Source organism: Nocardia aobensis NBRC 100429 (assembly GCF_000308375.1).
Taxonomy (GTDB): domain Bacteria; phylum Actinomycetota; class Actinomycetes; order Mycobacteriales; family Mycobacteriaceae; genus Nocardia; species Nocardia aobensis.
Genome location: NZ_BAFQ01000006.1, coordinates 72,114 through 85,757, shown reverse-complemented (window position 1 = coordinate 85,757; position 13,644 = coordinate 72,114). Strand labels below are relative to the sequence as shown.

Genomic DNA, 13,644 nt, shown 5'->3' with positions numbered 1-13,644 from the left:
ACTGTCGTTTCGCCTCTTGTCAGGCGGTCTGCGCGGTCTCTTCCGGCTCGACCCGCGCCCGCACGAATCGCGCCACCCGGGCCAGGGCGGCGCGGCTCTCCGGCATATTCGGCAGGATGCTCATGAAGGCGTGGACCTGCCCGCGCCACAGCTCCAGCGAATTCGGCACGCCTGCCGCGGTGAGCCGGCGGGCCATCAATTCGCTGTCGCAGCGCAGCAATTCGTCCTCACCGACGATCAGCAGCGCCGGCGGCAGGCCGGTGAGCGATCCGTTCACAGGCGACAAGGCCGGGTCGAGCGGCCGCTCCGCCTCGGCCCCGTAACGCACCATCTGCCGCACCGCCGCCATCGGGATGTAGGCGTCGCGACCGACGTTCATGTACTCGCCCTTGAGCCGGTAATCGAGATCCAGCAGCGGCGACAGGCCGACCAGGCCGGCCGGGCCGGGCAGCCCGGCCTGCGCCGCCCGCAACGCGGTGGCGAAGGTGAGGAAACCGCCCGCCGAATCTCCGGCGAACACGATGCGTGCCGGATCGGCGCCGTGCCGCAGGAGCCAGCGATAGGCCGTGAGGCAGTCCTCGACCGATCCGGCGATATTCGTCCCGGGCAGCTGCCGATAGTCCACGTTCACCACCGGCAGCCCCGTACGGCGGGCCAGGCTGGCCGCCACCGGCCGATGCGAGTCCAGTCCGCACAGGAAGAAGCCGCCGCCGTGCATGTACATCACGGCGCCGTCGCGCAGGGATCGCCGGGCGCCGGCCGGGCGGATGATCTCCATCCGGAAGCCGCTCATCCGCACCTGTTCGCGTTCCACGCCCCGCACCTGCGGCCGTAGCGCCGCCAGCCGGTCGATCAGGACTCGCGCGACGGGCATGGTCATCGGAGTGATCGGATAGCGCCGGATGACGGGGCCGACCACGCCCCGGCAGGTCAGCAGCACCGCCTGCGAATGCAGACTCGCACGGTCCGGGTTCACCACCACCGGCTCCACGACAACACCGGGTTCGAGCCCCGGCCGGAATTCGGCCTCGCCGATGGGAATCGCCGTCATCGCGCACCTACCTGCCACTCGGCGCCGAGTGACCGGCCACCGGCAGATTCGGTAGCGGAGGTGTCGGCGCTGACATCTCACACACTGGTGCTTCAGAACACCACGGATATGTGACCTACGCAATACTTGATCGCCCGACCAGGGTCCGGCGAAACCATCGTGACCATTTCGCGGTCTACTCGGAACCTCATCGAGCCCGAGCGGGCGGAAGCTGGCAGACTTGCGTCACATGCGCGGAATCATTCTGGCCGGGGGCACCGGGTCCCGGCTGCACCCGATCACGCGCGGGGTCAGCAAGCAACTGGTCCCGGTGTACGACAAGCCGATGGTCTACTACCCGCTCTCCACGCTGATGCTGGCGGGCATTCGCGACATCCTGGTGATCACCACCCCCGAAGACGCCGGGGCCTTCCGCCGGCTGCTCGGCGACGGCACCCAGTTCGGTCTGGCGATCGACTACGTGGTGCAACCCGAACCCGACGGCCTGGCCCGGGCCTTCGTGCTCGGCGCCGACCACATCGGCGGCGAATGCGCGGCGCTGGTGCTCGGCGACAACATATTTCACGGTCCCGGTCTCGGCACACGGTTGCGGCGCTTCGACGGCCTCGACGGCGGCGCGGTCTTCGCCTATCGGGTGTCCGATCCCTCCGCCTACGGTGTGATCGAATTCGACCGGGGTAGAGCCGTTTCCATCGAGGAGAAGCCGAAGCTCCCGCGGTCCAACTACGCCATTCCCGGCCTGTACTTCTACGACAACGACGTCGTCGAGATCGCCCGGGGCCTGCGGCCGTCCGCGCGCGGCGAATACGAGATCACCGATATCAACCGCACCTATCTGGAACAGGGGCGGTTGCAGGTCGAAACCCTCGCGCGCGGCACCGCCTGGCTCGATACCGGAACCTTCGACTCGCTGCTGGACGCCGCCAACTACGTGCGCACCATCGAAGAACGACAGGGCCTCAAGATCGGCGTGCCCGAGGAGGTGGCCTGGCGGATGGGCTTCATCGACGACGAACAGCTGTGTCGGCTGGCCGAGCCACTGGTGCGCTCCGGGTACGGGACCTACCTGCTGGACCTGCTGAATCGCGGGCGCGACGATCGCTACGGACAGGACGGTTGACATGCGGATTCGAGAACTGGCGGTCCCCGGTGCGTGGGAGTTCACGCCGGAGTTGCGCGGCGACGAGCGCGGCGTCTTCGCCGAGACGTTCAAGGCCTCGGAATTCGAGAAGGCGACCGGACGGCCCTTGGATCTGCTGCAGATGAACACCTCCACCTCGGCGGCCGGCGTTCTGCGCGGCATCCACTACACCGAGAATCCGCCCGGCCAGGCCAAATACGTCACCTGCATGCGCGGCGCCTTCCTGGATGTCGTGGTGGATCTGCGCCGTGACTCCCCCACCTTCGGCCGCTGGGACAGCGTGGTGATCGACGACGTCACGCGCCGCTCGGTCTTCGTCTCCGAGGGGCTCGGTCATGCGCTGCTGTCGCTGGCCGACGATTCCACCGTCACCTATCTCTGCTCGCTCGAATACTCCCCCGAATTCGACCGGGACCTCGACGCCTTCGATCCGGATCTCGGAATCGACTGGCCCACCGCCGGTTCCGACGGCAGTCCGCTGACCTTCATCCGCTCGCCGAAGGATGCGGCCGCGCCGCGCCTGCGTGAACTTCGCTGAGGACCGCGCGGACGCCACGCCCGGCTCGAACGGATGAGCCGGGCGTGGCGTTCGGGACGGATCTCAGGCCGCCGCGAGTTCCGGTGCCTGTTCGGTGTCCTCGACCTCCTGCGGCTTCTTGCGGGTGGGCAGGAAGTGGGTGAAGGCGATGAGGGCGCCGATGATCGCCGCGATACCCGCGAAGATCAGGCCGGGACGGTAGCTGTCGAGTACCGCCTGCGGTGAATTACCGTGCGGGCCCGAGGAAATCAGCGCGGTGGTGATGGCTAGGACGATCGCCGCGCCGACCTGCATCGAGGTCTGCAGCACACCGGCCGCCAGGCCCTGTTCCTCGTCCTCGATGCCGTTGGTGGCCTGAATGTTGATGGCCGGGAAGCCGATCCATCCGATACCGATCAGCAGCACCGCGGGCAGGATCACCGCGACGTAGGACGGAGCGGTATCGATCCGCAGGAACAGCAGGTAGCCGATCGCCATGACGGTGGTGGTGACCGCGATGATCGGGCCGGTGCCGAAGCGGTCCACCAACTTGTCGGAGAACACCGACGACAGCGCCACCAGTACACCCACCGGCAGCAGCGCCATCGCCAGGGTCAGCGGCGACCAGCCCAGGCTGTCCTGCAGGTACAGAGTGACGATGAACTGCCAGCTGAAGTAGGAACCCGCCACCGCGACGATCACCAGACTGGCCCGCACCAGCGTGGCCTTGCGGAGGATGCCCAGGCGGATCAGCGGATGCCGCACCCGCTTCTCCACCGCGACGAACGCGGCGAACAGGACGAGGACGGCCGCGAACGAGCCCACGGTGCGCGCCGAACCCCAGCCGGCCTGCGGTGCGGACACCACGGTGTAGACGAGCAGCAGCATGGCGGAGGTGGAGAACAGCGCACCCAGCAGATCGTGTCCGCCCTCGGCGGTGTCACCCTTGTCCTTCGGCACCAGGATCGCCGCGGAGATCAGGGCGGCCAGCGCGATCGGCACCGGCAGCAGGAAGGTCCAGCGCCAGCCGAAACCGGTCATCAGGCCACCGAAGACCAGGCCCATGGAGTAGCCGCCGGCACCGAAGACGGTGTAGATGGACAGCGCCTTGTTGCGCGCCGGCCCCTCGGCGAAGTTCGTGGTGATGATCGACAGCCCGGTCGGCGCGGTGAAGGCGGCCGCCAGACCCTTGACGAAGCGGGTCGCGATCAGCAGCGGCCCGGAGCTGACCAGCCCGCCCGCCAGCGAGGCGACCGCGAAGACCGCCAGTGCGATGAGGAAGACCTTGCGCCGTCCCAGCAGATCGGCAGTGCGGCCGCCGAGCAGCAGCAGGCCGCCGTAACCGAGGACGTATCCGCTGACCAGCCACTGCAGGGTCGAGGTTTCGAGATGGAGTTCGGTACCGATGGACGGCAGCGCGACGCCGACCATCGAGACGTCGAGGCCGTCCAGGAACAGCACGATGCACAGCGTGATGAGCATGCCCCAGAGCCGGATCGGCCACCGAGTGTCGGCCGCCGAGGCGGCCGGAAGTGTTGCTGTGGAAGTCATGACGCGGAACATTACATGCGTGCGCATCTAATGCACAAGCATTTAATGTGGTTGCATGAAACGGACGCGGACACTAGGATGGCGACATGACAAAGGCGTCGACAGCGTTTCCGGCGCATTCGACGGACGCGGTAGCACCGGACACGGCGCTATCCGCAGGTCTGCCGTCCGTAGCGCCGAGTGATACCGACACCGGCTGCCCTGTGCCGGCCGTCCGGAACGACGGGCCGGGCGGCCTGGTCGGCGAGTGGCGCGATCTACTCGCCCGCCATGCCGCTGTGTCCTGTGCGCTGGAGAAGGATCTGCAGCGTGAACACCACATCGGCCTCAGCGAGTTCGAGACGCTGGATCGCCTGGTCGACGCCTCGTGTGACAGCTACCGGATGAGCGATCTGGCGCACGACATCCACCTGAGCCAGAGCGCGCTGTCCCGTACGGTGGCACGACTGGAGCGCGACGGACTGGTCGATCGCACCCTGTGCACCGAGGACCGCCGCGCGATCTACGTCTGCCTCACCGACAAGGGCCGCGCGGTCCACACCGCCGCCGTCCCGACACACCGCGACGTCCTGGAACGCACTCTGCACTGAACCCGGCCGCACCGAATCCGGCCGCACCGAATCCGGCCGCACCGAATCGGGCCGAGCGTCACGCAGCGGCGATGGCCTCGTCCAGGGCCGCTCGCCCGTCCACCGAAGCGGCGCGAATATTCGCGAATGCGCCCCGATAACGGTCGATATCGGAATTTTTGTCGAAAAAGGTGGAACCGGCGAAAGTTTCGACATACACCACCGGCGGCTCGGTGGTTTCCGCACCGGCTTCGCCGAATTCCAGCAGGACGAATCGCCCGGAATCCAGACCCTCGTGGTAGCCGGAATCGTTGGGCACCAGGCGAATATCGATGTTCGGACACTCGCACATCCGGCGCAGATGATCCAGTTGCCCCGCGATCACGGCCGGATCACCGATCCGCCGCCACAGCAGCGATTCGGCGATGATCGCCACCAACCGCACCGGATCCGGCGTGCGGGTGAGCAGACGCTGCCGCTGCCTGCGGACCTCGATCCGGCGCTCGACCTCGCCCGGGCTCAGATTCGGCCGGGCCGCGGTCAGCAGTGCGCGGGTGTAGTCCTCGGTCTGCAGCAGGCCCGGCACGAATTCGTTCTCGAAGGTGGAGATCTGAGTCGCGGCCTCTTCCAGGCCGATGTACACGTCGAAACCCTCCGCGATCACATCACCGTAGGGAGCCCACCACCCCCGGGCCTTGGTTTCGCGGGCGAGCGCGGTGAGAGGTTCCAGCTCGGCCTCGGGCGCGCCGTAGATCTTGCACATGGCTTCCACGTCGAGGCTGCGCAGGGAGGTCTGACCGGTCTCGATCCGCCAGATCTTGGCCTCCGACCATTCCAGCCGGCGGGCGGCCACCCGGGTCGTCATCCGCGCGCGATTACGCAGGTCACGCAGCCGGCGGCCCAATTGCCGCCGCGGCATGGTCGAACCGGTGATCCCCTGCGGTGAAGCCATTTTCCCCCCTCGGCAGAAACCTTCGCGGGCATCGGCACTCGCTCGGACACCCCCGAACGGATTGTCGCACAACAGAACAGCCCCCGACAGCCGCGCCGATCGACCGGGGCGCGCAGATCCTTCTACCTGCGCGGCGGACGTTTGCGGAACCGCCAGAATTGCACGGCGCGAACATCTTCCGAGAGCTGGTTCACCGGCTCGGCGACGTCGGACAGCGCGCGGAAGAGATCGTCGGCGAGGGTGTTGATGTGCTCCACCCGGGTCGCCAGCCGCGAGGCGTTGACCAGGAATTCCAGCACCAACCGCACCGACGCCGCGATGGTCAGGCCGAGGGGTATCGCCACCACGACCGCGAAGATCACCCCCAGCAGTGCGGACACCTGCCACAGCACCACGACCAGGACCAGCGGGATGCCGATCGCGAAGGCCAGCCCCAGGAGATAGGCCAGCGGCAGCAGCGTGCGCGTGGCCGATGTGCGGAACTGCACATCCAGCAAGGCGCGGGCGGCCGCACCACACCAGGCACGGAAGGCGCCGGGACTCCGGAACGGTTCGGGCCGCTCGTCCTCCGCGGTCTCCTCCGGTGACCAGCGGCGTCGGGCGGAGTCCTTCCACGCGAGCCAGCGGGACTCCACGGCGTAGTCGGCCTCGCCGTCTTCGCCGGAGCGGTCGTCGACTTCGTCGCGTCCGGTCGATTCGGGCGTCTCGTCCCTATCCCGCGGGCCCCCAGCGGAATCGCGCGCGGCCCCGGTCTCGGAATCCCGGTTCCTGGGTCGCTGCGGGTCTTCGCTCATGATTCGAATCCTCTCCCGGCACAGCGGAAGCGAGCAATCTCCGGGCGGGCTCGAATCCCATCGGTCACATGCGACTCATGTCACACTTTCTCCCCATTTCTTCCCAGCGAGCTGCCAGGGAATCAACAGCGGCAACGCATTCGATTCACAGCGACGCGCACAAAGGTGGTAGTCGTAGCAGTTCACAACGGCGGGGTACGGCGCTCCGAAAGGTTCATAGCCACCGGCGATCACCGCCCGCCCGTGTGACGTATCCGACCATCACGAAGAAATTTCCACCAAGTTGTAACACCGCCGGTAGCGCGGCCCGATACGTCCCATGAACACCGACGCAGGACCCAGATCTACCCGGGGAATGGAGAACACAGTGCGTACAGCGTTTCCGACTTCCGTCCACGCGGCGACGTTGGCCGCTACCGCGCAGGACTACATCCAGCGCGGGTGGACGGTCGCTGAAACGGCCAACGGCATCTGCCTGATCACCGATGCGAATGTTTCGGGTATCGAGGTCGCCGGCGAACTGGCCGCGAACGTGCGCCGATTCCTGCGGGCCAACAACCTGTCCGGACCGGTGATCGAGATCCCGGGCGCCGAGCGCCGCGAGATCCACCTGGTGACCGGACTCGCCAAGGCCGCGATGGCGCTCGAGGCGCTGCGCGCGGCCGGCGCGATCGTCTACACCGACGGTGCGGGCATCCCGCTGCCGCCCACCCAGCTCTCGGCCGGCGAGGCCTGCTGGGGTGTAGCGCCGACCGAGGCCCGCTGGCTGCCGCCGGTCGTCGCGATCGCCGCGGCCGTGCGTTCGGCGAACTCCGGCCGCAAGCCGCAGGTCGCTCGCATCGCCAGCTGAATCGACCATCCGCGAAGCCGCGAGAACGACAGTGTTCTCGCGGTTTCGCGGTTTTCGTGCATTTCGGATGAATCGCGGCGCGACGACCGACCGCCGACGATGATGGATCCATGACGCGCGTCACCGCAGAAGCCCGGACCACCTACCGCACCTGCCCGCTGTGCGAGGCCGTCTGCGGACTCGAGATCACCCTGGACGCCCACGACCGGGTGACGCGTGTGCGCGGCGATCGCGAGGACCCGTTCAGCCGGGGCTTCATCTGCCCCAAGGGTGCGAGCCTCGGGGCGCTGGACGCCGACCCCGATAGGCTGGCCGAACCGATCATCCGTGATCGCGCCACCGACACCTGGCGGCAGGCCACCTGGGCCGAGGCCTTCGATCTCATCGCCGAGCGAGCGCCGGCCGTCCTCGACGAATACGGCCGCCAGGCCGCCGCGCTGTATCTGGGCAATCCGAATGCCCACACGATCGCCGGCGCGCTGTACGTGCCGGCACTGATCCGGGCGTTGAGCACGCGCAACCTGTACTCGGCCAGCACCGCCGATCAGATGCCGAAACAGGTGTCGAGCGGGCTCATGTTCGGCGATCCGCTCACGGTCGCCGTGCCCGATCTGGACCGCACCGACTATCTGCTGATGCTCGGCGCCAACCCGCTGGAATCCAACGGCTCGCTGTGTACCGCCCCGGACTATCCGGGCCGGTTGAAGGCGCTGCGCAAGCGCGGCGGGCGGTTGGTCGTGGTCGATCCGCGGCGCACCCGCACCGCGGACCTCGCCGACGAACATCTGTTCATCCGGCCCGGCAGCGACGCGTATCTGCTGTTCGGCATCGTGCACACACTCTTCGCCGAGGATCTGACCGATATCCGCGTCGAGGTGGCGGGTCTCGAGCAGATCCGTTCGGCCGCACTCCCGTTCACTCCCGAGGCGGTGCAGGCACGCACCGGCATCCCGGCCGAGACCGTCGGGCGGCTGGCGCGGGAGCTGGCGGCGGCGCCGACGGCCGCGGTCTATGCGCGCATCGGCACCTGCACCGCCGAATTCGGCACCGTCACGCAGTGGCTGGTGGACGTGATCAACGTGCTCACCGGCAATCTGGACCGGCCGGGCGGCGCGATGTTCGCCACCGCCGCGGCCCTGGGCATCGTGCGGACGCGGCCGTTCCGGCTCGGGCGCTGGGCCAGCCGGGTGCGCGAATTGCCCGAAGCCATGGGCGAATTCCCCGTCGCGACGCTGGCCGACGAAATTCTCACCCCCGGTGAGGGACAGGTCCGGATGCTGGTGACGGTGGCCGGCAATCCGGTGCTCTCGGCTCCCGCGGGCGCGCGGCTCGGCGAAGCGCTGGCCGGACTGGACTTCATGGTCAGTGTGGATCGCTACCTCAACGAGACCACCCGCCATGCCGATGTGATCCTGCCGCCGCCGCGCACACTGCAGGCGCCGCACTACGATTTCGCGCTGCTGCAGTTCGCGGTGCACAACTACGCCCGCTATTCCCCGCCGGTGGTCGGGCTGCCCGGCGACCGGCCCTCGGAGCCGGAAATACTTGCCCGCCTGGCACTTTCCGTGGCGGGGCAGCGGCCGGAGCCGGGAACCGATTCCGTCGCGGCGGTGGACGAGCTGATCATCGCCGCCACCCTGCACAAGGCCGGACTCGGCGCGCGGCGCAACGAGCTGATCGGCGCGAACAGCACCGAACAGCGCATCGACATGATGCTGCGCCTGGGTCCGTACGGCGAATGGAATCCCGATCGCCGGTCCGTCGACATCGCGCCCGGGGGGCTGAACCTGCAGGTCCTGCTGGACAATCCGCACGGCGTCGATCTGGGCGCACTGCAACCGCGGCTGCCCGGCGTGCTGCGCACGGCCTCGCAAAAGGTGGAGCTGGCGCCGCAGCAGCTGCTCGACGACACGACCCGGCTGCTGGCCGAAATGTCTGCTGCCCGACCGGATGTGGTGTTGATCGGCCGGCGGCAACTGCGGTCGAACAATAGTTGGATGCACAATGTCGCGGCCCTGGTCGGTGGCTCGAATACCTGCACCCTGCATGTTCATCCCGACGACGTGGCGCGCCTCGGACTCGGCGAGCTGGCCGCGATCGAGTCGGCGACCGGAAAGCTGACCGTGCCGGTGGAACCGAACGATCGGATCATGCCCGGTGTGGTGAGCCTGCCGCACGGCTGGGGACATTCGGGCAGCACCCAGACGGTCGCGCGCGAGCACGCCGGCGTGAATGCCAATGCCCTGACCGATGATTCGCGGATCGACGCCGTATCCGGAAATGCGGTGTTCAACGGAGTTCCGGTGACCATCACGCCGGTGTGATTCTCCGATACGTCCGAATCGGTCGGCATCCCCGGGGCAAACGACCTTTCGGCATTGCGGGATTCGCCATCCGAAATACGTTCGTTCCTATAGTATTTCGGCATATTTCGGGTTCGGCGCCGAACCATCCACGTGCGGATCTCAGCTACCCGGAGGGGTGTGGCATGTCCGGTTTCACAGGCGGCAGTGACGGCGAGCGGGAACTGCAACAGCGATTCGGTACCGAGGAGCGTGCGGGGCGTTTCTACGACGAACAGGTGCTCGACAAACTCAACACCCGTATGCGCGACTTCGTCGGCCGGATGGATATGGCCTTCATCGCCACCGCCGACCGGCACGGGGAATGCGATACCAGCTTCCGGGCCGGCAAACCCGGATTCGTGCACGTCATCGACGACCGTACGGTCGCGTATCCGGAATACCGGGGCAACGGGGTGATGGCTTCGCTCGGCAACATCCTGGAGAACCCGCACGTCGGCATCCTGATGATCGACTTCGTGCGCGACCTGGTCGGACTGCACATCAACGGATCGGCACGCATCGTCGACGATCAGGCCTTACGGGACCGCGTGCCCGGCCTGCCCGCGGCCGAACGCGGGCGGATCGCCGAGCGGTGGGTGGTCGTGGATGTCGAGGAGGCCTATATCCACTGTCGCAAGCACATCCCGCATCTCGTACCGGCCGCCCGCGAGGAGCGGGAATGGGGTACCGACAGTCCGCGGGCCAAGGGTGGGGACTACTTCGGCGCCAAGGCGCAGGCGCGGGCCCTCAGCGGATCTTGAAGATCACCGCACGCTGCACGACGAAGTTGATCACGGTGGCCACGCCCTGCGCGATGACGAAGGCGATCAGTACCGCCCCCTTCACCGAACGGCCGGCGATATCCACCGACATCGGCGGCAAGGTGTCGTTGAGCAGGGCGTTGATACCCACCTGCGCCGCGAAGGTCACCGCATAGAGAATCACCACCGCCACGAAGCGGCTGCGACTCGGCGGCGCCTTGAACGTCCAGCGCCGGTTGATCAGATACGCCGTGGTGGTGCCGACGATGAAACTGCAGGCCTTGGCGAAATCGCGCGGGACTCCGAACAGGGCCATGAGCAGCACGTACAGCCCGAAGTCGACCACCGCCGACAATCCACCGGTGAGGACGAACCGGACGATCTGAGTCTTCAGATCGACATCCGTACCGCCCGGCTCGTCTACCAGGGGTAACTCGGCCGGAAGAGGGAGATGGGGTTCCGCACTCACGGCACGAGAGTAGCGGGTCGCGCCGGCGCCGCCGCGACAGCGGCACTCCACACGGCCGCGACAGCGGCACTCCACACGGCGGCGACAGCGGCACTCCCACACGGCCGCGACAGTGGTACTCCCGCCCCGGTCGCCGCTGTGAAATCCGCCTCGAGCGGGCCGCGGAGCCGCGACACCCGACCTCTATCCCGGTCATACCTGTAGCCTCTATGCCGATGTCCACGAAAGCTCAGACCTCCACCGCCGCGGGTCCTGCGAACTCCGCGGGCGACGGCGAGGCGTCACAGGCAAGCAGCAACGGCTCCGCCGACAGCTTTTCGCTGCCGACGCGCACCCGCCGACTGACCGGTTGGGGTCGTACCGCGCCCTCCACCTCCGAAGTGCTCTCGACCGGCGATCCGGAACTGATCGCCAAGGCCGTGGCCATGGTCGCGGAGGACAACGAGTCCAAGCCGGCGTACCTGCGGCGCGGTGTGATCGCGCGCGGGCTCGGCCGGTCCTACGGCGACCACGCGCAGAACGCCGGCGGCCTCGTCATCGACATGTCCGCGCTGAACAACATCCACCGGATCGACCGCGACAGCCACCTCGTCGATGTGGATGCCGGCGTCAGCCTCGATCAGCTGATGAGGGCCGCGCTCCCCTTCGGCCTGTGGGTTCCGGTCCTGCCGGGCACCCGTCAGGTGACCGTCGGTGGCGCCATCGCCTCCGATATCCACGGCAAGAACCACCACAGCGCGGGCAGCTTCGGCAACCACGTGCGGTCGATCGATCTGCTGACCGCCGACGGCAAGATTCAGCACATCGGTCCCAAGAAGAACGCCAAGCTGTTCTGGGCGACCGTCGGCGGCAACGGCCTGACCGGCATCATCCTGCGTGCCACGATCGAGATGACGCCGACCGAGACGGCCTACTTCATCGCCGACGGCATCAAGACGACCACGCTGGACGAGACCATCGCCGTGCACAAGGACGGTTCCGAGGAGAACTACACGTACTCCTCGACCTGGTTCGACGTGATCAGCGCACCGCCGAAACTGGGGCGCGCCAACGTCTCTCGCGGTCGTCTGGCCAAGCTGGACGAACTGCCGAAGAAACTGCGTGCCAACCCGCTGAAGTTCGACGCTCCGAATCTTCTGACGGTGCCGAACGTCTTCCCGAGTTTCGCGGCGAACAAGCTCACGCTCGGCATGGTCGGCGAGGCGTACTACGCGCTCGGCGGCAACTACACCGGCAAGATCATGAACTTGACGCAGTTCTATCACATGCTGGACGTCGTCTCGGAGTGGAATCGTGCCTACGGATCGGCCGGTTTCATCCAGTACCAGTTCGTGTTGCCGCCCGAGGCGCTGGACGAATTCACCAAGATCATCGTCGACATCCAGCGTTCCGGTCACTACTCGGCGCTCAATGTGCTGAAGTTCTTCGGCCCGGGCAACCAGGCGCCGCTGAGCTTCCCCATGGAGGGCTGGAACATCTGCGTCGACTTCCCCGTGCGGCCCGGCCTCAACGAGCTGGTCACCGAACTGGACCGTCGCGTACTGGAATTCGGCGGTCGTCTCTACACCGCGAAGGACTCCCGGACCACCGCGGAGACCTTCCACAAGATGTATCCCAAGATCGACGAGTGGATCAAGGTCCGCCGAAGTGTCGATCCCACAGGCGTTTTCATGTCCGATATGGCGAGAAGGCTGGAGCTGCAGTGATCAACGCGGTAGGTAACCCGCAGAACATTCTGCTTTTGGGCGGTACCTCGGAGATCGGCCTCGCGATCGTCGAGGAGTACCTGAAGAAGGGGCCGGCGCGGGTGGTGCTCGCGGCACTGCCGAACGATCCGCTGCGGGCCCAGTCCGTGGCTCAGCTGGAGGGCGCGGGCGCGTCGAAGGTCGAGATCGTCGACTTCGACGCGCTGGACACCGGCAGCCACCCCAAGGTGATCGAACAGGCCTGGGCCGACGGCGATATCGATGTCGCGATCGTCGCCTTCGCGCTCGACGGTGATGCCGAGGAGCTGTGGCAGAACCAGCTCGCGGCCGTGCGCGTCGCCGAGGTCAACTACACCGCGGGTGTGTCGGTCGGCGTGCTGGTCGGCGAGAAGATGAAGGCCCAGGGTTTCGGGCGGATCATCGTCATGTCCTCGGTGGCCGGTGAGCGCGTCAAACGCGCCAACTTCGTCTACGGCTCCACCAAGGCCGGTCTGGACGGTTTCTACCTCGGACTGGGTGAGGCGCTGCGCCCGCACGGTCCGCGCGTCACCGTCGTGCGGCCGGGCCAGGTGCGCACGCAGTTCTCCGCGCACGTCGCCGAGGCGCCGCTCACGGTGAACAAGGAAGACGTTGCGGCGCTGGCGGTTTCGGCGTCCGAGAAGGGTAAGGAACTGGTCTGGGCGCCCGGCACGTTCCGCTGGGTCATGATGATCCTGCGCCACGTTCCGCGCCCGATCTTCCGCAAACTTCCCATCTAGTTCGGCTCGATTTCGAGCCGCGAAGGAGAGTCGCCGCTACCGAGCGCCGGCTCTCCTTCGCATTTTCCGAGGACGGCCGCCGGCGCAGCGTGAGCTTCGCACCGACGCGAACCGGTTCCACCCGGCTTGTAGGCTCGCGGGCAGATCGGCGGCGAGAGAGGATCCGGAGGCACTGTGCGC

The 13,644-nt window shown here is 67.2% G+C and carries 13 protein-coding genes; 8 read left to right on the top strand and 5 right to left on the bottom strand.

Going from position 1 to position 13,644, the window contains the following annotated elements:
* Positions 1-19 precede the first annotated feature (19 nt).
* The gene (locus RJ03_RS00730) at positions 20-1,051 is read right to left on the bottom strand and encodes an alpha/beta hydrolase (RefSeq protein ID WP_083870509.1); all 1,032 of its coding nucleotides are present in this window, start codon (positions 1,049-1,051) and stop codon (positions 20-22) included.
* A 229-nt stretch (positions 1,052-1,280) separates the two neighbouring features.
* On the opposite strand from RJ03_RS00730, the gene rfbA reads away from it, so the two are divergent.
* Entirely contained in the window at positions 1,281-2,171 is an 891-nt protein-coding gene (rfbA, locus tag RJ03_RS00725; protein ID WP_036497044.1) for a glucose-1-phosphate thymidylyltransferase RfbA, read from the top strand.
* Between the two features lies 1 nt (position 2,172).
* On the top strand, positions 2,173-2,730 hold the full coding sequence (locus RJ03_RS00720; RefSeq protein ID WP_036497043.1) for a dTDP-4-dehydrorhamnose 3,5-epimerase family protein: 558 nt from the start codon (positions 2,173-2,175) through the stop codon (positions 2,728-2,730).
* A gap of 63 nt (positions 2,731-2,793) precedes the next feature.
* On the opposite strand, the gene RJ03_RS00715 is transcribed toward RJ03_RS00720, so the two are convergent.
* Positions 2,794-4,260, bottom strand: coding sequence for an MFS transporter (locus tag RJ03_RS00715; RefSeq protein ID WP_036497042.1), 1,467 nt, complete (start codon positions 4,258-4,260; stop codon positions 2,794-2,796).
* Between the two features lie 203 nt (positions 4,261-4,463).
* Here RJ03_RS00715 and RJ03_RS00710 point away from each other — a divergent pair, with 203 nt between their 5' ends.
* Positions 4,464-4,850: a MarR family winged helix-turn-helix transcriptional regulator gene (locus RJ03_RS00710; RefSeq protein ID WP_036497041.1), complete on the top strand. Its 387-nt coding sequence runs from the start codon at positions 4,464-4,466 to the stop codon at positions 4,848-4,850.
* A 58-nt stretch (positions 4,851-4,908) separates the two neighbouring features.
* Here RJ03_RS00710 and RJ03_RS00705 read toward each other — a convergent pair whose 3' ends face one another.
* Positions 4,909-5,781 (bottom strand): helix-turn-helix domain-containing protein, encoded by an 873-nt coding sequence (locus tag RJ03_RS00705; protein ID WP_036497040.1) that lies wholly within the window; start codon positions 5,779-5,781, stop codon positions 4,909-4,911.
* Between the two features lie 122 nt (positions 5,782-5,903).
* Entirely contained in the window at positions 5,904-6,575 is a 672-nt protein-coding gene (locus RJ03_RS00700) for a DUF4282 domain-containing protein (protein ID WP_036497038.1), read from the bottom strand.
* 367 nt (positions 6,576-6,942) lie between these two features.
* Here RJ03_RS00700 and RJ03_RS00695 point away from each other — a divergent pair, with 367 nt between their 5' ends.
* From RJ03_RS00695 to RJ03_RS00685, 3 genes are all read left to right on the top strand, one after another.
* Positions 6,943-7,425: a hypothetical protein gene (locus RJ03_RS00695; RefSeq protein WP_036497109.1), complete on the top strand. Its 483-nt coding sequence runs from the start codon at positions 6,943-6,945 to the stop codon at positions 7,423-7,425.
* Between the two features lie 110 nt (positions 7,426-7,535).
* Positions 7,536-9,749, top strand: a complete 2,214-nt coding sequence (locus RJ03_RS00690) for a molybdopterin-dependent oxidoreductase (protein WP_036497037.1) — start codon at positions 7,536-7,538, stop codon at positions 9,747-9,749.
* A 164-nt stretch (positions 9,750-9,913) separates the two neighbouring features.
* Entirely contained in the window at positions 9,914-10,531 is a 618-nt protein-coding gene (locus RJ03_RS00685) for a pyridoxamine 5'-phosphate oxidase family protein (protein ID WP_036497035.1), read from the top strand.
* Here RJ03_RS00685 and RJ03_RS00680 read toward each other — a convergent pair.
* On the bottom strand, positions 10,518-11,000 hold the full coding sequence (locus RJ03_RS00680) for a GtrA family protein (protein WP_083870507.1): 483 nt from the start codon (positions 10,998-11,000) through the stop codon (positions 10,518-10,520). The genes RJ03_RS00685 and RJ03_RS00680 overlap by 14 nt on opposite strands.
* A 215-nt stretch (positions 11,001-11,215) precedes the next feature.
* Here RJ03_RS00680 and dprE1 point away from each other — a divergent pair, with 215 nt between their 5' ends.
* Positions 11,216-12,706 carry a decaprenylphosphoryl-beta-D-ribose oxidase gene (gene dprE1, locus RJ03_RS00675; RefSeq protein WP_167331943.1) on the top strand — a complete coding sequence of 497 codons (1,491 nt, stop codon included), beginning with the start codon at positions 11,216-11,218 and terminating at the stop codon, positions 12,704-12,706.
* On the top strand, positions 12,703-13,464 hold the full coding sequence (dprE2, locus tag RJ03_RS00670) for a decaprenylphospho-beta-D-erythro-pentofuranosid-2-ulose 2-reductase (RefSeq protein ID WP_036497032.1): 762 nt from the start codon (positions 12,703-12,705) through the stop codon (positions 13,462-13,464). The genes dprE1 and dprE2 overlap by 4 nt, the downstream gene beginning before the upstream one ends.
* Positions 13,465-13,644: the final 180 nt, after the last annotated feature.